The 18,278-nt window shown below is 69.0% G+C and carries 16 protein-coding genes; all 16 read right to left on the bottom strand.

Translation table 11 applies throughout. The features are described from left to right. Nucleotides 1-12: 12 nt before the first annotated feature. Complete coding sequence (locus AC3A3Q_RS17420) at nt 13-849, bottom strand: glycosyltransferase family 2 protein (RefSeq protein ID WP_487587452.1); 837 nt, start codon at nt 847-849, stop codon at nt 13-15. A 5-nt stretch (nt 850-854) separates the two neighbouring features. After that, nucleotides 855-3,104, bottom strand: a complete 2,250-nt coding sequence (gene gspD, locus AC3A3Q_RS17415; RefSeq protein WP_487587428.1) for a type II secretion system secretin GspD — start codon at nt 3,102-3,104, stop codon at nt 855-857. A gap of 9 nt (nt 3,105-3,113) precedes the next feature. Next, complete coding sequence (locus tag AC3A3Q_RS17410; protein ID WP_487587427.1) at nt 3,114-3,938, bottom strand: type II secretion system protein XpsN; 825 nt, start codon at nt 3,936-3,938, stop codon at nt 3,114-3,116. Next, entirely contained in the window at nt 3,928-4,587 is a 660-nt protein-coding gene (gene gspM / locus AC3A3Q_RS17405) for a type II secretion system protein GspM (RefSeq protein WP_487587426.1), read from the bottom strand. The genes AC3A3Q_RS17410 and gspM overlap by 11 nt, the downstream gene beginning before the upstream one ends. Continuing rightward, on the bottom strand, nt 4,574-5,764 hold the full coding sequence (locus AC3A3Q_RS17400) for a PilN domain-containing protein (protein ID WP_487587425.1): 1,191 nt from the start codon (nt 5,762-5,764) through the stop codon (nt 4,574-4,576). The genes gspM and AC3A3Q_RS17400 overlap by 14 nt, the downstream gene beginning before the upstream one ends. After that, nucleotides 5,761-6,669: a type II secretion system minor pseudopilin gene (locus tag AC3A3Q_RS17395; RefSeq protein ID WP_487587424.1), complete on the bottom strand. Its 909-nt coding sequence runs from the start codon at nt 6,667-6,669 to the stop codon at nt 5,761-5,763. The genes AC3A3Q_RS17400 and AC3A3Q_RS17395 overlap by 4 nt, the downstream gene beginning before the upstream one ends. After that, nucleotides 6,666-7,319: a prepilin-type N-terminal cleavage/methylation domain-containing protein gene (locus AC3A3Q_RS17390; protein ID WP_487587451.1), complete on the bottom strand. Its 654-nt coding sequence runs from the start codon at nt 7,317-7,319 to the stop codon at nt 6,666-6,668. Before AC3A3Q_RS17390 ends, AC3A3Q_RS17395 begins: the two co-directional genes overlap by 4 nt. Then, nucleotides 7,310-7,732 (bottom strand): type II secretion system protein XpsI, encoded by a 423-nt coding sequence (gene xpsI, locus AC3A3Q_RS17385; RefSeq protein ID WP_487587423.1) that lies wholly within the window; start codon nt 7,730-7,732, stop codon nt 7,310-7,312. Before xpsI ends, AC3A3Q_RS17390 begins: the two co-directional genes overlap by 10 nt. Beyond that, complete coding sequence (xpsH, locus tag AC3A3Q_RS17380; RefSeq protein WP_487587422.1) at nt 7,729-8,190, bottom strand: type II secretion system protein XpsH; 462 nt, start codon at nt 8,188-8,190, stop codon at nt 7,729-7,731. Before xpsH ends, xpsI begins: the two co-directional genes overlap by 4 nt. Before the next feature lie 43 nt (nt 8,191-8,233). Next, nucleotides 8,234-8,668, bottom strand: a complete 435-nt coding sequence (gspG, locus tag AC3A3Q_RS17375; protein ID WP_487587421.1) for a type II secretion system major pseudopilin GspG — start codon at nt 8,666-8,668, stop codon at nt 8,234-8,236. A gap of 101 nt (nt 8,669-8,769) precedes the next feature. Then, complete coding sequence (gene xpsF / locus AC3A3Q_RS17370; protein ID WP_487587420.1) at nt 8,770-9,987, bottom strand: type II secretion system protein XpsF; 1,218 nt, start codon at nt 9,985-9,987, stop codon at nt 8,770-8,772. A gap of 84 nt (nt 9,988-10,071) precedes the next feature. Beyond that, nucleotides 10,072-10,365: a GIY-YIG nuclease family protein gene (locus AC3A3Q_RS17365; RefSeq protein WP_487587419.1), complete on the bottom strand. Its 294-nt coding sequence runs from the start codon at nt 10,363-10,365 to the stop codon at nt 10,072-10,074. Nucleotides 10,366-10,435: 70 nt separating this feature from the next. After that, nucleotides 10,436-12,151 carry a type II secretion system ATPase GspE gene (gspE, locus tag AC3A3Q_RS17360; RefSeq protein WP_487587418.1) on the bottom strand — a complete coding sequence of 572 codons (1,716 nt, stop codon included), beginning with the start codon at nt 12,149-12,151 and terminating at the stop codon, nt 10,436-10,438. Nucleotides 12,152-12,314: 163 nt separating this feature from the next. After that, on the bottom strand, nt 12,315-16,229 hold the full coding sequence (gene purL, locus AC3A3Q_RS17355; protein WP_487587417.1) for a phosphoribosylformylglycinamidine synthase: 3,915 nt from the start codon (nt 16,227-16,229) through the stop codon (nt 12,315-12,317). 95 nt (nt 16,230-16,324) lie between these two features. Beyond that, nucleotides 16,325-17,164 (bottom strand): DsbC family protein, encoded by an 840-nt coding sequence (locus AC3A3Q_RS17350; RefSeq protein ID WP_487587416.1) that lies wholly within the window; start codon nt 17,162-17,164, stop codon nt 16,325-16,327. 139 nt (nt 17,165-17,303) lie between these two features. Next, the gene (gene xerD, locus AC3A3Q_RS17345) at nt 17,304-18,254 is read right to left on the bottom strand and encodes a site-specific tyrosine recombinase XerD (RefSeq protein ID WP_487587415.1); all 951 of its coding nucleotides are present in this window, start codon (nt 18,252-18,254) and stop codon (nt 17,304-17,306) included. Nucleotides 18,255-18,278 lie beyond the last annotated feature (24 nt).

The raw sequence follows: 18,278 nt of genomic DNA, 5'->3' as shown, positions 1-18,278 counted from the left end.
GCGACGGAGGAATCAGGCGAAGAGATCACGTTGCGGTTCCGGTGGGCCAATGCTGTCGAGCAGTACTGCCAGTTGCGTGCGCGACGCCCGTAGCGGGTCCTGCATGAGGAAGTTTGCCAGTCGCGGGTGCCAATCGGGCCAACGTGCGGCCAGCGCATCCATGTCGCCATCGAACGGCACGCCTTCGCCGCGACGGCCGACGAAGGCCGTATCGCACAACACATTGCGCCAGCCCAGCCCGGCCAGGCGCAACGACAGGTCGATCAGGGCCGCGTACCACGACCCATAACTGCTGGCGTCGAGGCCGCCGACGCGGCGACGGGCGCTGCCGCGGATCAGCACCGCATGGGTCACCGCCGCCGGCAGTTCCGGGTGCAGCGCCGGCATCCCGGCCGCCGCGCGCGCGAGCCGCTCGAGGTCATGCGGGATGGCGTCTATCTCGCCGATGCGTGGCCAGGCGGCCGCCTCGCCGGCATTGCTCCAAGGCGTCGCGGTGGCGATGGCACCGTCGCTGGCAAGGCCGGCGGACAGGCGCGCCAGCCAGCCCGGCGCTGGCGCCGCGTCGGGAGCGAGCACGGCGACATCGGCATCGCCGCACGCCGCCAGCACTTCATCCAGATGCGCCACTTCGCCGACGCTGCGCTGCCGACGTGTGTAGTCGGCCTTCAGCGCGGTGCGCGCGACCCAGCGTTCGATGATGGCGTAGGCACGGGGACCGGCCTGGGCGTCGTCGGCCAGCCACACCTGCGTACCAGGTGCGGTGGCGGCATCGAGCGCGGCCAGACAGCCATCGAGCGCCTCATCGTCGCTGCCGACCGGCACCACGACGATCGGCAACGCACCGTGCACTGACGTCACTGCTGTCCGGGCCGGCGGGGTTTGCTCTGCAGCGGCTCCATGCCACGGAATCGGCGACCGTACTCGTCGGTGAGGTCGCGGGCTTCCTGCGGGTTCTGCACGATGGTCGGCGTCAGCAGGATGATGACTTCATTGCGAGTCGTGCGTGAGCTCTGCGTGCCAAACAGCGCGCCGATCACCGGGATGCGGCTCAGGCCAGGCAGGCCCGACGCTCCGCGCGTGACGCCATCGCTGATCAGGCCGGCCAGCATCACCGTGTCGCCGCTCTGCACCGCGGCCTCTGTCTTGAGCCTGCGCGTGTCGATGCGCACGTTGCCGTTGCGATCTTCCTCGGTGCCGGGCGTGCTGACTTCCTGGACGATATCCAGGAACACCACGCCGTCCTTGGCCACGCGCGGACGAACCTTGAGGATGGTGCCTGTGTCGAGATACTGGACCTGGCTGTAGGTATTGCTGGTATCGACACCCGGGTTGACCGTCACCGACGAGATCGGGATGCGGCTGCCGACGTTGAGCGTGGCTTCGGCGTTGTTGCGCACCATCACCGACGGCGTCTGCAGCAGTTGCAGGTCGGTGATGCTGTCCAGCGCGCTGATGACAGCCGCTGCATCGTTCTTGAACAGCGACCAGACCAGACCGCTGCCGCTGACGCCGCCGATGCTTGCGCCCAGCGTGCTCCATTTCGCCGGAATATCGGTACCGCGCGAGGTCACGTCGGGAAAGCCGTTTTCGAGCGCGGCGTTCTCGAGGAACCAGCTCACGCCGTAGCGCAGCTCGCCCTGCAGCTGCACTTCAACGACCTGCGCCTCGATGTGCACCTGCATCGGCATCACATCGAGCCGCTCGATCACGTCGCGGATCGACTTCCACGCAGACGGGCTGCTGCGCACGATCAGCGAGTTGGTTTCCTCCACCGCCGACACGCCGACGCGGTCGCCATCAACCTCGAGGGTCAGCGCGGCGTTGCCAGCCTGCCTGGCGTTGAGCGAGAGCGAGCCCTCACCGAGGCCGCCGCTACCTCCATTGCTGCCAGAGTCGCCAGTGTCGCCGCCACCGAGGGTCGCGGTGCTGCCGTAGCCGCTGTCCTGGAGCTCCACCGACTCCAGCCCGGGCATCAGCGACGGCGCACCATTTCCACCGCCGCCACTGCTGCCGCGGCCGCTGCCGAAGACATCGCCGAGGCGATCGGCCAGGTCCTTGGCCTTGATGTACTTCAGTTCGTACGAATACAGCTGCACGCTGCCGCCGGCGTTGTCGATCCGGTCGAGCCACTGCTGGATGTCGTCGAGGTAATTGGCCTGCGAGGTGATCACCAGCACCGCGTTGGCGCCTTCCAGCGGCATGAAGCGGAACATGCCCGCCACCGGCGACTTGCTCTGCTCGCCGAACACCTTCTCCAGGTCGGCCACGACCTTGGTCGCCTTGCCCGACTGCAGCGGGAACACGCCCACCGACATGCCGCTCAGCCAGTCGACGTCGAACACCTGGATGGTGCGCAGGTAGTTCTCGAGTTCGGCGCGGCTGCCGCCAACGGTGATGACGTTGCGCGAGTTGTCGACGTTCACTATCGCGTTGGGACGCGCATACGGCTTGAGGATCTTTTCCATCTCGGTGGCCGAGACGTACTTCAGCGGCACCGTGCGCACTTCGAAGCCGCGCGCGTTGCTGGCGCCGCCGGTGCGGGCCGCGACATTACCGGCCAGTGCTTGGTCGGCCGCCACCACGTTGTAGCGTCCGCCGGTGTAGACCAGCCGCGCGTTGTTCCAGCCCAGCACCATCTCGAGCAGGTTCAGCGCTTCTGCGGGACTGACGGGCTTGGGCGTGGCAAGCGTGACGGTGCCCTGCACGCCCGGTGCGATGACGTAGTTCTGGCCGAGCATGTCGCCGAGGATGGCCTTGACCACTGCGTGCAGCGACTCGCCCTCGAAGTTGAAGGTCGCCGAGCCACTGGTCGCGCCCAGGTTCGGTGGCGGCGCGGAGCCGGCGCTCTGGTTGATGACCTGGCCAGTGCCGCGACGGATCTGCGGACGGGCATCACCGCCCGTGGTCGATTCGGGCAGCGGCTGCGCGGTGGTTCCGGCTGCGCCGGCACCGGCGGTTTGCTGCGCGGCACCGGGCTGGCCGTCGCGCCTGACCTTGGGCACCGGTGCAGTCGCGCAGGCGGCCAGCAGGCTGGCAATGGTGGTGGTGACGATCGCCTGGGTGGCGAATCGGCGAGCGGCGAGCTTCCGGGCGCTGGGCTTCATGCGTTCACTCTAAGGCGTCTTGGCCGGGGGTTGCGCGGCCTGCTGCTGCCGCATCTGCGCACGTCGCGCTTCGATCCGCTTGCGGATCGCTTCCATCTGCGCCTCTGGTGTCATCGGCGCATCGTCATTGACCGGTTCGGACGGTCGCGGCGTCGCTTGCCCGGGGGCATTGGCACCGGATGTGGCGCGAGCCGCGTTGGCGGGCGGACGCGCAGCCGGCGGGATCTTCGGTTGCGGCGCTGCCTGCAGCGACGTGCCGACCGGTTGCTGCAGGCCTGCCGGCAACGGTTGAGGCGGCAACGCATTGAGCGCGGTCGGCGGTTGCCCGCCTTGTCCATCGAACACGCGCAAGGTCATTTCGCGCCGACCTTCGGGACCTTCGAACACGGCGCTGCGCGCGTCGAGCGCGGTCAGCCTCCATGCCGGATGCGAATCGGGCACCTCGCCCAGCTTCACCCGCACCGACTCGCTGCCGTCTGCCGGCTGCAGGATCGCCATGTGCAGGTTGGGCGTGATGAGCACGCTGGTCAGCAGGTAGTCGAATGCGCTGTCCTTGCTTTCGCCCTCGCCCTGCCCCTGCAGGAAAAACGGCTTGGGCTGGCGATCGGTCGAGAACAACGGGCGCGCGCCGATCTGCGTGTACTGCGCAAGCGGACCCAGGCGTTCGGCCGCTTGTGCGCGCGTGGTCGGCAGCGGCCGCAGCAGGCTCGGGTCGGCGTCGAGCTCCGGCGCGTGCCGTCCCATCCCGGCCAGGGCGAGCAGCCAGGCCAGCACGGCCCAGCCGGCAACGGTGGCGAGCAGCCAGGTGCGCGGGCCGGCATCGTCAAGGCGCACGCGTCACCTCCGTGCCCGTGGCGCCCGGTCGCAGGTAACCGGACAGGTCGAAGCTGACATCGAGGCCGCCATCGCCGCCGGGCTGCGCGTTGCCGGGCAGGAAGTAGCCGCGCGACGACAGGATGTTGAGATTGTTGACGAACAGTCGCGGCGCGCCGCTTTCCAGCGCATGCAGCACCGCGGCCAGTTCCGGACTGCCGCAGCGCATGCGCACCTGCACCACCACGCGTGCGTAGCGATCACGCCTGGGTTCGCTCAACGGCGAACGGTTGCTGATCGCGCAACTGCGATTGCCCGGGCTGGCCTGGGCGACGACGGCCTCCAGTCGCTGCACCAGTCCGGCGGTAGCGAGTTCGGCGCTGCTCTCGGGCAGGAAGCCCGGCTGCCCCGCTTGTCGCGTGCGCAACTGCTGCAACCGCTGCGCCACGAGCGGCGCCTGCTGCAACTGCATGCGCTGGCGCAGCTCGCGTTCCTGCAGCGTCTGCAAGCGCTCGCCGGCTTCGATCATCGGCACCGTCCACCACGGATGCACCAGCACCAGGTAGGCCAGCGCCAGTGCCGCCAGGAACAACCCCAGCGCCAGCCAGCGATCGCGGTCGATGCGGGCGGCGCCGGTGCGCGAAATTGCCTTCGCGTCATTGGCGGTCATCGGACTCCTCCGCTCGCGGCGCGGCCGCAGGACGTGGCGCCGCAGCCGGCCCCAGTTCGGCCGTCAGGGTGAAACGGTCGCGGCCGCTGGCCGGGTCTGGCATCAGCGCGCCGGTCAGTGCCGGCGCGCGCCACAGCGGCGAGCCCTGCAGGCGCTGGATCAGCGACGGCGCCTCGCGGCTGAGGCCGATCATGGTGATGCTGGTGTCCTCGATGGCGAGCTTTTCCAGGTACGTGTTGTCGGGCAGTCGACGGGTCAGTTCGTCGATCACTTCCAGCGAGGTCGGGCGCTGCGCGCGCGCACGGTCGATGAACGCCTGGCCTTCGGTCAGTTCGATCAGTGCCTGCCGCTGCGACGCCGCGGCACGCGCGGCGGCGGCGTGGCGGGCGATGGTCTGTCCGAGGTCGTCGGCGGCGGCGCGACGGTTTTCCAGCAGTTGCCACATCGCCGCGGCCACGGCCAGCAGGGCAACGGCGATCAATGCCAGGTTCCAGTAGCGGAACGGGTCGCCATGGTGGCGGCGCTGCTGGACCACCAGCAGGTTCACGCCGAGCGGTACGCCGCCGCTACCGGCGACATCGATGCCGGCCAGCGTCCGCGCCAGCGGGCCGAGTGCGGCCAGCTGCGGATCCAGTCCCTGGCGCGGCACCACCACCAGTTCGGTATCGAGCATGCCGTCGCTTTCGCGGCGGCCGAGCACGCGCGCGTCGAAAGCGACGGTGTCGGCGGTGAACGGGGTCTGCCGGTCGATCTCGAAACCGACCACATCGCGCAGGCGATCTGCTGCCGCGGCGGGGAGTGCAAGGCGGCGGCGCAGTCCGGCCGATGCCGGCAGCAACAGCCAGCGCGGCAGATCGGCCAGCCGCGGCGGCAACAAAGGCGCCAGCGCGTCGCCCACGGAATCGGTCTCCAGGGCCAGCGAAGGCACCGAACCCAGGTCGTGCAGCTGACCGCCCTGCTGCAGGCGCAGCTGCAAGGTCTCGCCGTGCAGTTGCAGGAGCAGGCGACCGCGATCGAAGCCGAGCACGCGACGCACGCGCGTCGGCAGCCAGGCGGCGAGGTGGTGACCCCACCAGCCCAGAAAGCCGCCCGCGCCCGGGGCCAGCCGCGCGCCTATGCGCCGCAACCGGTCCTGCGCCCAGTCGGCTCCCTGCCGTGTCTGGCTGCCTGCATTCATCGTGGTGAAGCTCCCTCCTCCCAGCGCAGCGGAGTGTAGGCCATGCCGGGCAAAGCCCCACCCCCGGCGCGGACAACGACCCGCAACAACGACTCGCGACCATCCGTGAGTCGCGCACGGCTGTCGATACTATAGGTGCCACTGCCGCCGCCGGCCACGCCGACGATGTCTCCCGGCACGCCCTGCGCCAGGCCGTTGGCATCGGCGCCGCGCCGCTGCGCGACCAGGTCGTTGCCATTGAGGCCCATCGCATCGAGCACCGGCCCGGCAGCGAAGGCCGCATCCGGGCGGGCACGACCGCTGTAGACGGTCAGGTAGGGTTCCAGCCGCGCGTACAGCTGCGGGGTGAATCCGATCACCTGTTCGAGTTCGGCGACGCTCTCGAAGTCGGCGTCCTTTGCGCCGTAGGGCAGCCCGGCCGAGGCATAGTCGGCGTCTTCGCCGCCACCGGCGGGCTGGGTCAACGGGTCGGGGTCGCGCCAGTCGATGATCGCCGCCGCCAGGCGCGCCGCCTGCGAGGGGTCCATCCGGCCGCCACGTTCCGACGATGCCACGCGCTGGATCAGCGCGGCCAGCATCTGTGCGTCGGCCTGGTTGAGGTCGACCTTGCCGCTCTCGTCGGTCATCTGCACCTCGACATCGGCATCGCCATAGCGCCAGCGATAGGCGCGTCCGTCCGGCCGCCATTTCAGGCGCGGGTCGCTGAGCGCGACACGGGTCAGTGCGTATTCCACTCCGGCACGCGCCGCGCCGGAGGCGACCAGGCCGCGCACCAGCACGCGTCCCTGCATGCTCTCGATGCGTGCCAACAGCGCGAATGCGCCGATCACCGAGGTCAGCAGCACGATCAGCCACAGCACCAGGATCAGCGCCGTGCCGCGCATGTTCGAGCAGGGCGCGGTCATAGCTGCTGCACCGTCAAGCCGGCGCCGTCGAGCTGCGCGGCCAGTGGCAGCGACACCACCAGCGGCGGCCAGGCCTTTCCGTCGCGATCGATCAGCGTCACCTCGACCAGCAGCGGCAGTCGCTCGCTCACGTCCCACTTGTCCTGCCAGTCGCCCAGGCGTCCTTCCTCGTCCAGCGCCCGATAGCGGAAGTGCGCTTGGCGCAGGCCCTCCACCAGCAATTCCGGCGGGCGCGGCTGCGGCTCCTCGATGGTCTGGCCGGCCAGCACCATGTTCAGGGCGATCGAGATGCGCGTGTTGTCGCCGTCGCCCTCGATCGTCAGGTCGTGCAGGTAGGGACCGCCACGACCGAGGTAGTCCGGCAAATCGGCGACGAAGCGCATGCGGTCCGGCTCGCCGACGAAGCGGATCGGCGTGCCCTTGCTTTCATCGATGGCGAACGCGATCGGTCGCGTTCCCGTCAGGCGACTGCGCAGGAAGCCGGCGACGGCGCGCATGTGTTCGCTGCGATCGGCCATCGCTTCGCCACGGATCGCCGTGCGGTTGGCAGCGCCAAGCGTGGTGAATGCCAGCGCCAGCCCGGCCACCAGCAGCACCGTCGCCAGCAGCACTTCGATCAGGGTGAAACCGCGCGCGCGCCTCATGGCAATGGCGCCTCGGCGCCGGCGGTGGCCGTGCGCAGGGATCGCAATTGCAGGCGCTGGCCAGGCCCGGCGTCGCCCCACTGCACCGCCAGGGTGACCTCGAGCAGGCCCGCGGCATTGGGATCGACCTGCTGCCTGGCCGCCGCAATGGCCGGGTCGCGCCATGGCGCGATGCGCAGTTGCCAACGGTAGCGGCCGTCCTCGAACTCGCCGTCGCGCTGGCCGGGCGCGATCACTTCGCCGGCACCGACCTGTGCCAGCAACGACTGCGCATACAGCGCCGCGCGCGCGGCATCGCTGGAGCCGCGCACCTGGCGCGCCGCGCCGGAAAGAATGCCCAGCAGCAACGTCAGTGCCAGCGCCAGCAAGGCGAAGGCGACGATGACCTCGAGCAGCGTGTAGCCGCGCTGGCGCTTCATGGCGGCGGCGCCCCCGCTGCGCGGCGCAAGCGCACTTCACCGGTCAGCCACGCCACGTCGATGTTCCAGGCCGCGCTGCGGGCACTGAGCTGGACGCGGCCGCCGGTGCTGGCGCCGTCGGCGAAGAACACGATCGCACCTTCGCCGCGTCGCGGTTGCACTTCGCGTGCACCGGTGAAGGTCACGCGCAGGGCCTGAGCGATCTCGCCCTTGCGCCCGTTGGGAGCGGTCCAGGCGTGCGCGGCCGGATCGAGGGTGAAGCGTTGCGGCTTGCCGGTGGCGATGGCGTGCGTGCGTGTGTAGCGCAGTTGCGCCGCCACCGACTTGGCGGCCGAGCGCAACTGCATGCCCTGGATGCCGCCGCCCAGCGCCGCCGCGGCAAGCACGCTGATCGCCGCGATCAGCGCGATCACCAGCAGCATCTCCAGCAACGATGCGCCGCGGGCAGGATGCTGCATTGGGCCAGGTCCCCGATGGCTGCCTTGTGCGCTTACCCGGCCGTCACTCGTACTTGATGTCGGCGTCGACGCTGGTGCCGCCGACCTTGCCGTCCTTGCCCAGCACGACCAGGTCGAACGGGCCGCCCTCGCCCGGTGCGCGGTACTCGATCGGGTGGCCCCACGGGTCCTTCAGCTCGGCCGGCTTTGCGTACGGGCCAAGCCAGCCGTTGACGTCGGTGGGCTGGGTGACCAGTTCCTCCAGCGAGGTCGGCAGGCGGCCGGTGTCCATCTGGAACGCCTCGACCTTGCCCGCCATGGTCTGCACCTGGGCCTTGGCGATGTTGTAGTCACCGCGGTCCTTGCCACCGAGCACGCGGCTGCCGACGAAGGCCAGCACCGCGCCGATGAGCACGATCACGATGATGATCTCGATCAGGCTCATGCCGCGCTGGCGGGCAGCGGACGGTGAACGGGTCAGAGAACGACGGTTACGCATTGGGGGATCCTTGTCGATTTTGCGGTGACGATGACGGGATGTTTACCCGAAATGGGCGGCAAAAGGGCTGACTGCGCGAGGTTGCATTCAGTTCCCTGCCGCTAGCCGATCGCATTGGTCAGGTCATACAGCGGCGTCAGCACCGCCAGCACGACCATGCCCACGACCGTGGCCAGCACCACCGTGACCAGCGGCACCATCGCCGCCAGCATCCGGTCCAGCGCCAGCGCGGTTTCCTGTTCGAACGTCTCGGCGGTCTTGACCAGCATCGTGTCGAGCGTGCCCGACTCCTCGCCGACCTGGATCATCTGCAGCGCCAGCCGCGGGAAGCGCTTGCCGCGCCCCAGCGCGGTCGACAGCGCGACGCCGTTCTTGACCTCCTCGGCGGCGGCGGCGACGTCGGCGGCGAGCACGCGGTTGCCGAGCACGTTGCGGCCGATGCCGAGCGCGGCCATCAGCGGCACGCCATTGCGCACCAGCGTGCCGAGGGTACGTGCAAGGCGCGCCGTCTCGACCTTGGCCACCAGCGCACCGGCGAAGCGGCGCCGCAGCAGCCAGGCATCGAAGGCCTCGCGGAACACCGGATCGCGGCGCTTGCGATCGAACCACCACAGCGCCAGCGCCGGCACCACCAGCAGCACGATCCACCAGTCGCGAACGAACAGGCCCACGCCGAGCACGATCTGGGTGAACAGCGGCAGCTGTGCATCGAGGCTTTCGTACATCGCCGCGAACTGCGGCACCACGTAGCCGAGCAGGAACAGCAGGCTCAGGCCGACCATCACCAGCAGGATCGCCGGATAGATCAACGCGTTGATGACGCGGCCCTGCAGCGCGCGCGTGCGTTCCATGTAGTCGGCCAGACGCGCGAGCGTCTCGTGCAGGCTGCCGCCGGCTTCACCGGCGCGGACCATGTTGACGTACAGGCGCGAGAACGTGCCGTGCTGGCGTTCCAGTGCCGAAGACAGCGAACTGCCGCCGCGCACGGCATCGCGCACGTCGCCGATGGTGCGGCGCGCGAGTTCGTCTTCGGGCAGTTCCAGCAGGATGGTCAGCGCGCGATCGAGCGGCTGGCCGGCGCCGAGCAGCGTCGCCAGCTGCTGGGTGAACTGCACCAGGCGCGCGCCGGCGAAGGGCCGGGTCTTGAACAGCCCCTTCCACACCGACGCCCCGGACGCTTCGCTGGCCAGCTTGGCTTCGACCGGCAGGTGTCCCTGTTCCTGCAGGCGCGCCACCACCTCGGCATTGCTGGCGGCTTCCATCTGGCCGTCGAGCAGCTCACCGCGGGGGTTGAGGGCTTTGTAGTGGTAAAGCGGCATGTGGACCTTGCTCGAATGCAACGGATGGATCGTCAGTAACCCGTCATTCCCGCGAAGGCGGGAACCAAGTGACTTCGCTACTCCTCAACCGCATATGTCAGGCCACAGATCATTCCAGTACGGGTTCAGTTGTTCAATCAGTCGAATCTTCCAGGCGCGATTCCACTTCTTGAGCCGTTTCTCGCGCGTGATCGCCGAGTCCATCGTCTCGTGCTGCTCGTACCAGACCAGCAACATGATTCCATGAGCACGCGTGAATCCTGCGACGAGATGCTGCCGGTGCTGCCAGATCCGTGCAACCAGGTCGCTGGTAACCCCAATATAGAGCGTGCCGTTGCGACGGCTCGCCAGTATGTAGACCGCCGGCTGCCTTTCCATGGCATCGAGAATCCAAGTCGCTGGGTTCCCGCCTTCGCGGGAATGACGGGTTGTGAAGGATGGCGGCTAGTTACGCATCCTCCGTCACCCGCAGCACTTCCTCGATCGTCGTCTCCCCCGCCAGAGCCTTGATGATGCCGTCCTCGTACATCGTGCGCATGCCCGACTGGCGCGCGATCTGCTCGATCTCGCCCATGCCGGCGTGGCGCATCACCGCGCGGCGCAGCTCGTCGTTCATCACCAGGAACTCCATGATCGTGGTGCGGCCGAGGTAGCCGTTCGGCGCGATCGCCGACGGGCGCGGATGGTAGAGGTAGATGTCGCCGCTTGGCTGGTAACGGCGCAGGTTGAACTTCTCGATCTCTTCCGGCGACGCCAGGTACTTCTCGGCATGGGTCAGCTCCAGCTTGCGCACCAGGCGCTGGCCGAGGATGCCGTTGATGGTGGACGTCAGCAGGTAGTCCTCCACGCCCATGTCGAGCAGGCGGGTGATGCCGCCGGCGGCGTTGTTGGTGTGCAGCGTCGACAGCACCAGGTGGCCGGTGAGCGCCGACTGGATCGCGATGCGGCAGGTCTCCAGGTCGCGCATTTCGCCGATCATGATGATGTCGGGGTCCTGGCGGACGATGCTGCGCAGCGCGTGGGCGAAATCCAGGCCGATCTGCGGCTTGGCCTGGATCTGGTTGATGCCCTCGATCTGGTACTCGACCGGGTCTTCGACCGTGATGATCTTGACGTCGGTGGTGTTGAGCTTGCTCAGCGCGGTGTACAGCGTGGTGGTCTTGCCCGAGCCGGTCGGACCGGTCACCAGCAGGATGCCGTGCGGCTGGTCGAGCACCTTCTGGAACTGCGGCAGGAAGGCGTCGGTGAAGCCCAGGCGCTTGAAGTCGAACACCACCGTCTCGCGGTCGAGCAGTCGCATCACCACGCTCTCGCCGTGCGCGGTCGGCACCGTGCTCACGCGCAGGTCGAGCTCCTTGCCCTGCACGCGCAGCATGATGCGACCGTCCTGCGGCAGGCGGCGCTCGGCGATGTTGAGCTTGGCCATGATCTTGACGCGGCTGATCACCGCGGCGGTGAGATTGGCCGGCGGGCTTTCGCCTTCGGTCAGCACGCCGTCGACGCGGTAGCGCACCTTCAGGCGGCTCTCGAACGGTTCGATGTGGATGTCGGACGCGCGCAACTCGACGGCGCGCTGAATGATCAGGTTGACCAGGCGGATGACCGGCGCTTCGGAGGCCAGGTCGCGCAGGTGCTCGACATCGTCCAGGTCACCACTCCCCTCGCCTTCGGCCGTCTCGACGATTGCGCCCATCGCGCTGCGGCCCTGGCCGTACCAGCGTTCGACCAGGTCGCCGATCTCCGAGCGCAGCGCCACCGCCGGGCGGATGTCGCGGCCGGTCGCCAGGCGCAGGGCGTCGATGGTGTACAGGTCCTGCGGGTCGGCCATCAGCACGTCGACCGCGGTGTCGCTTTCGCCGACCGGGCAGACCGCGAACTGCTTCATGAAGCGCGCCGACATCGCCACGCCCTCGGGCGGCAGCTCGGGCGCATCCTTGACGTTGACCAGCGGCAGGCCGAGCACTTCGGCGCAGGTTTCGGCGTGATCGCGCTCGGACACCAGGCCCAGGCGCGCCAGCAGGGCGAGCAGGCCGCCGCCGGTTTCCTCCTGCAGGCGGCGGGCGCGAGCGAGGTCGGCATCCTTCAGCCGGCCCTTGGCCAACAGGGCCGCGACGATGCGGTCATCTAGACTGGCTTGGCCGGTGTCGTTGGCGACTGCGTTCACGCCGTCCTCCGTGGCTGTCAGGCTTCGGACTTTAGCAGCTTGAGCGTTGTCGGCAGGGGCGGGAATGGTGAGGCGGGAGTGAGCCACGGCGCCCTCCAGTTCCCCATTCCCCATTCCCCATTCCCGCTTCACCACTCCCGCCGCTGGCACCGCGGCCCGACCCTCACCCCACCCAGACCCGCGCGTTGCGGAACATCCGCAGCCACGGCGAATCCTCGCCCCACTCCGCCGGTGCCCAGCTCAGGTTGGCGCTGCGCAGGGTGCGCTCGGGGTGCGGCATCAGGATCGTGGCGCGGCCGTCGTCGCTGGTCAGGCCGGTGATGCCGTCGGGCGAGCCGTTCGGGTTGAGCGGATAGCGCGTGGCAACGGCGCCGTTGCCGTCGACATAACGCAACGAGACATGCGCCGCGTTCTGGTCGAGCGCGCTGTCGAAGTCGGCGCGGCCTTCGCCGTGCGCGACCGCGACCGGGATGCGCGAGCCGGCCATGCCGCGGAAGAACAGCGACGGCGACTCGACCACTTCCAGCAGGCCCAGGCGTGCTTCGAACTGCTCGCTGGCGTTGCGCAGGAATTTCGGCCAATGGGTCGCGCCGGGGATGATCGGCTTGAGCTGCGACAGCATCTGGCAGCCATTGCACACGCCCAGCGAGAAGCTGTCGTCGCGGGCGAAGAACTGTGCAAACGCGTCACGCAGCGCGCTGCGCTCCAGCACCGAGGTCGCCCAGCCGCGGCCGGCACCGAGCACGTCGCCGTAGCTGAAACCACCGCAGGCGGCGATGCCCTTGAAATCGGCCAGCGAAACGTTGCCGGCGATCAGGTCGCTCATGTGCACGTCGAAGGCTTCGAAGCCGGCGCGGTCGAACGCCGCCGCCATCTCGATCTGGCCGTTGACGCCCTGCTCGCGCAGGATCGCCACCTTCGGCCGCACGCCAGTGTTGATGAACGGCGCGGCGACATCCTCGGCCGTATCGAACGACAGGCGCGGCTTCAGGCCCGGCGCGTTGAAGTCGCGTGCCAGCGCGCGCTCCTGGTCGGCGCACTCGGGGTTGTCACGCAGCTTCTGCAGGGCATGGCTGGTCGACCACCAGGCGTCGAAGAGTTCGTCCCAGCGCCATTCGGCCAGGGTCTGGCCTTCGTCGCGGACACGGATCGCCGGTGCCGTGGTCGGTCGCGCGATGCGTTGCGCACAGTCGATCAGGCCGTGGCGCGAAACCATGTCGGCGAAGATGGCGCGGTCCTCGTCGGCGACCTGCACGATCGCGCCGAGTTCCTCGTTGAACAGCGTGCGGAACGGATCGTGTCCCCAGCCGTCGAGGGTGATGTCCAGGCCCAGTCGCGAGCAGAACGCCATCTCGCACAGCGCCGCCCACGCGCCGCCGTCGGAACGGTCGTGGTAGGCACGCAGCAGACCTGCCTCGCGCGCATCACGGATGAGCTCGAAGAAATCGCGCAGGCGCTGTGGGTTGTCGAGGTCGGGCACGCCGAGCGAACCGGCGAACGCCGGCAGCTGCGTGTCATTGTTCTTTGAAACGGCGTCCGGATGGCACTGCGCCAGCACCGAACCGCCCAGGCGTTGCTTGCCGGCACCCAGGCCGATCAGCCACAGCTCCGACTCTTCGTTGCGATCGAGCAGCGGGGTCAGCTGCTGGCGCACGTCGACCACCGGCGCGAACGCGGTGACGATCAGCGACACCGGCGACACCGACTTCGACGCGACGCCATCGCTGTGCCACTGCGCCTGCATCGACAGCGAATCCTTGCCGACCGGGATGCTCAGCTCCAGCTCCGGGCACAGCTCCATGCCGACGGCCTTGACCGCGTCGAACAGTCGCGCGTCCTCGCCCGGATGACCGGCGGCGGCCATCCAGTTGGCCGACAGCTTGATGCGGTTGAGCGATTCGACCGGTGCGGCGCACAGGTTGGTGATGGCTTCACCCACCGCCATGCGCGCGGCGGCGGCGGCATCGATCAGCGCCAGCGGCGTGCGCTCGCCGAGCGACATCGCCTCGCCGACGAAACCATCGAAACCCGACAGCGTGATCGCGCAGTCGGACATCGGCAGCTGCCACGGACCGATCATCTGGTCGCGCGCGGTCAGGCCGCCGACGGTGCGGTCACCAATGGTGACCAGGAAGTTCTTCGACGCGACCGACGGATGCGCCAGCACGCGCAGTGCCGCCTCGCGCAGGTCCAGGCCGTTCCACTCCAGCGCCGGCCACGGCGCCGGTGGTGGACGACGCGCATCGCGGTGCATCTTCGGCGGCTTGCCGAACAGCACGTCCATGGGCAGGTCGATCGGCCAGTCATGGCCGCCCTGGCGGGCGTTGTCGACGGTGGCGCCGTATCCGACGACCAGGTGTTCCTCGGCGGTGGCGTAACCGACCACCGCGAACGGGCAACGCTCGCGCGCGCAGATCTGCGCGAACTCGTCGACGCGGTCGGCTGGCAGGCCGAGCACGTAGCGTTCCTGCGATTCGTTGCACCACAGCTGCATCGGCGACAGCGACGGATCGTCGCTGGGCACCTTGGCCAGGTCGATGACGCCACCCAGGCCGGAGTCGTGCAGCAACTCGGGGATGGCGTTGGACAGGCCGCCGGCACCGACGTCGTGCGCGGTCGCGATCGGATTGTCCAGGCCGCGTGCGATGCAGCGGTCGATCACTTCCTGGCAGCGACGCTCCATTTCCGGGTTGTCGCGCTGGACGCTGGCGAAATCGAGTTCTTCGTGGCTGTCGCCGGACGCGACCGAGCTGGCGGCACCGCCGCCCAGGCCGATCAGCATCGCCGGTCCACCGAGCACGATCACCGCGTCGCCGGGCTTCATGCCCAGCTTGGTGACCTGCACGCGATCGATCGCACCCAGGCCGCCGGCGAGCATGATCGGCTTGTCGTAGGCACGCGCGTGCGTACCCTCGTCGAGCTCGAAGCTGCGGAAGTAACCGGTCAGGTTGGGGCGACCGAACTCGTTGTTGAACGCGGCCGCGCCGATCGGGCCGTCGAGCATGATTTCCAGTGCCGAGGCCATGCGCGGGTTGAGCGAACGCTCGCGCTCCCACGGCTGCGGCAAGGTCGGGATGCGCAGGTGCGAAACGCTGAAGCCGCACAGGCCGGCCTTGGGACGGCCACCACGGCCAGTCGCGCCTTCGTCGCGGATCTCGCCGCCGTTGCCGGTGGATGCGCCCGGGAACGGCGCGATCGCGGTCGGATGGTTGTGCGTCTCGACCTTGATCGCGAACGCCGAGTCGACCTGCGCCTCGGCGCGATAGCCGCGCGTGACCGGATCCGGACGGAAGCGACGGCTGGCATAGCCTTCGACCACGGCCGCGTTGTCGCTGTACGCCGAGAGCGTGTGCTCGGGCGTGGTGGCGTGGGTGTGCTTGATCATCTTGAACAGCGACTGTTGCTGTTCGGCGCCATCGAGCGTCCACGAGGCGTTGAAGATCTTGTGCCGGCAATGCTCGGAGTTCGCCTGGGCGAACATCATCAGTTCGACGTCGGCCGGCTCGCGGCCGAGCACGCTGAAGCGCTCGCGCAGGTAGGCGATCTCGTCTTCTGCCAGGGCCAGGCCGAGGCGGACGTTGGCGTTCTCCAGATCGGCCAGCGGTATGCGTTCGAGCTGACCGCGCGCGGGCGTGGCGAACAACGCCGCGGCGTCGTCGCGCGCTTCCAGCAGCGACTGCGTCATCGGATCGTGCAGGACCTTGGCCAGCGCGCCCTGGGTGGGGGCGTCGGCCGGCCATCCGGTCAGGTCGTAACGGGTACCGCGCTCGACGCGCTTGATCGGCAGGCCGGCGCCGCGAAGCAGCTCGGTCGCCTTGCTCGCCCACGGCGACAGGGTGCCCAGTCGCGGCGTGACAAAACGGGAAACGGCGCCTTCCGCGCGCGCGGCCTCGCCCGGCTCGGCCTGGAGGATGCGGCGCAGTGCGTCTGCGTCCGGGGTCGCACCAGTCTCGGGCTCGACCCAGTAGACGGGCCAGGCACCAAGGACTCGGACAGACGGATGGAGGGCTTGCAGGCGGGCTTGGAGCCGCTCGCGGCGGAACGGCGACAGGGCGGATGCGCCCTCGAGGACGATCATGTCCGGGGAACCGTGCAACGTCGGGCCCGACATTGTAGCCGAGCCGCGCAGCCCCTGCCCGTACCCCTACTGTCCCGGATGCAGCAAGGGCGCCATCAGGCGCCCGGCTTCACCGCGGCGGTCTGGGCGCGCTCGGCCGCCAGCTTGTCGAGCGTCTCGCGCAGGGCCGCCGGCGGGAGGTAGCCGCCGAGCTGGATGCCTTCGGCACTGAGGATCATCGGCGTACCGGTCAGGCCGACACGCTGGCCGATGTCGTACTGCTGGTTCACCGAGCTCTTGCAGTTGGTGTACTGGGGCGTGCGGTCGTTCTTGGCGTCGGTCAGCGCCTTGCGCCGGTCCGGCGCGCACCACACCGACACCATCTTCTTGTAGTCGTCGCTGCCCAGGCCCATGCGCGGGAACGCCAGGTACTCGATGGCGATGCCCTGACGGTTGTACTCGGCGATTTCGCTGTGCAGCTTGCGGCAGTAGCCACACTCCACGTCGGTGAAGACGGTGACCGTGTACTTGGGCTTGGCCGGGGCGAAAACGATGCGCTCGCTGACCGGGATGGTGTCGATCAGCTGCTTGCGCACGGCCGCCATCGCATCCTCGCTGAGGTTCTTCCTGGCGTTTACGTCGAACAGGGCGCCGCCGGAACCGGGCAGGAACAGGTATTTGCCGTCATCGCTGACATAGACCACCTGCCCGGCCACGATCGCCTCGCGGAAGCCCGGAAGCGGCGCCGCGCCGACCCGGTCGACCTGGACCTGCGGATTGAGCAGGCGCACCGCCTCGACCGCGCGCGCATCGGCGGTGCCGGCCTTGGGCTTGGCGGCGGCCAGGGCGGCTACGGCCGGCTTGGCGCTGCCTTGCGCCTGCGCGGCGCCGTCGGGCGCTTGCGCACAGGCGGAAAGGCTGATGGCGCCGAGCGCGGCGAGGAGAATTCGCTTCATCTGTGATTCCTGACAGGGGCCACCGAGCGGCGGCCCATATTGGGGGGATGCCCGGATTGTGGCACGAGAGCCGGGTGCGGCCAGTGCCCTTGGTCCCGGAAGGATTCACCTTGGGTTGCCTGCCGGCGGGGAATCGCCGTTACCCGCGCGGGTGATGCCTGGAGTGGAGCTGCTTGAGCTGCTCGCGCGCCACCAGGGTGTAGATCTGCGTGGTCGACAGCGAACTGTGGCCCAGCAGCATCTGCAGCGCGCGCAGGTCGGCGCCGTGGTTGAGCAGGTGCGTGGCGAAACTGTGGCGCAAACCGTGCGGGCTGATCCGGGCCGGGTCGATGCCGGCGAACCCCGCGTAGCGCTTCACCAGCACCCAGAACTGCTGGCGCGTCGGCGCCTCGCCTGCTGAAGTGAGGAACAACGGCGCCAGTGCGCGCTTTCCCGCCAGCTGCGGGCGCGCCGTGGCGAGGTATCGCTCCAGCCAGTGCTGTGCCTCCTCGCCCAGCGGCACCAGCCGCTCCTTGCTGCCCTTGCCCATCACCCGCAACACGCCCTGGCGCAGGTTGACCGCGGTCGCCGGCAGGTTGACCAGTTCGCTAACGCGCAAACCGGCTGCGTACATCAGCTCGAGCATGGCGCGATCGCGCAGGCCATTGGCATCGTCGATGTCCGGGGCCTTGAGCAGGGCCTCGATCTGGCTCTCGGCCAGCGCCTTGGGCAGGGACCGCGGCAGCTTGGGCGGTTCCAGCAGCGCGGTCGGGTCGTCATTGCGTTCGCCACGGCGCACCTGCCAGGCATAGAACGCGCGCAACGCCGACAGCAGCCGCGCGTTGCTGCGCGGCGAGTAGCCGTGCTGCGAACGCCAGGCCAGGTAGTCGAAAAGGACGGCGCGATCGGCACCGGCCAGGCCGCCACCACAATCGCGCCAGCGCGCGAGCAGCTCCAGGTCGCGGCGGTAGCTGTCGAGCGTCGGCTGCGCCAGGCCGTTCTCGGCCCAGATCGCATCGAGGAAAGCGGCAATGGCGCCGCCATCGGCGTCGCGCAATGGCGGCAAGGCCATCGCCACGCCACGGCGATCAGCAGGCGTTCGAGCACTCATGCACGCAGCTTAGCGGCCGTGCAG

This window comes from Lysobacter sp. Soil_C_59 (assembly GCF_057656415.1).
The sequence above is the reverse complement of the archived record's forward strand: the minus strand, read 5'-3'. Positions and strand labels throughout refer to the sequence as shown.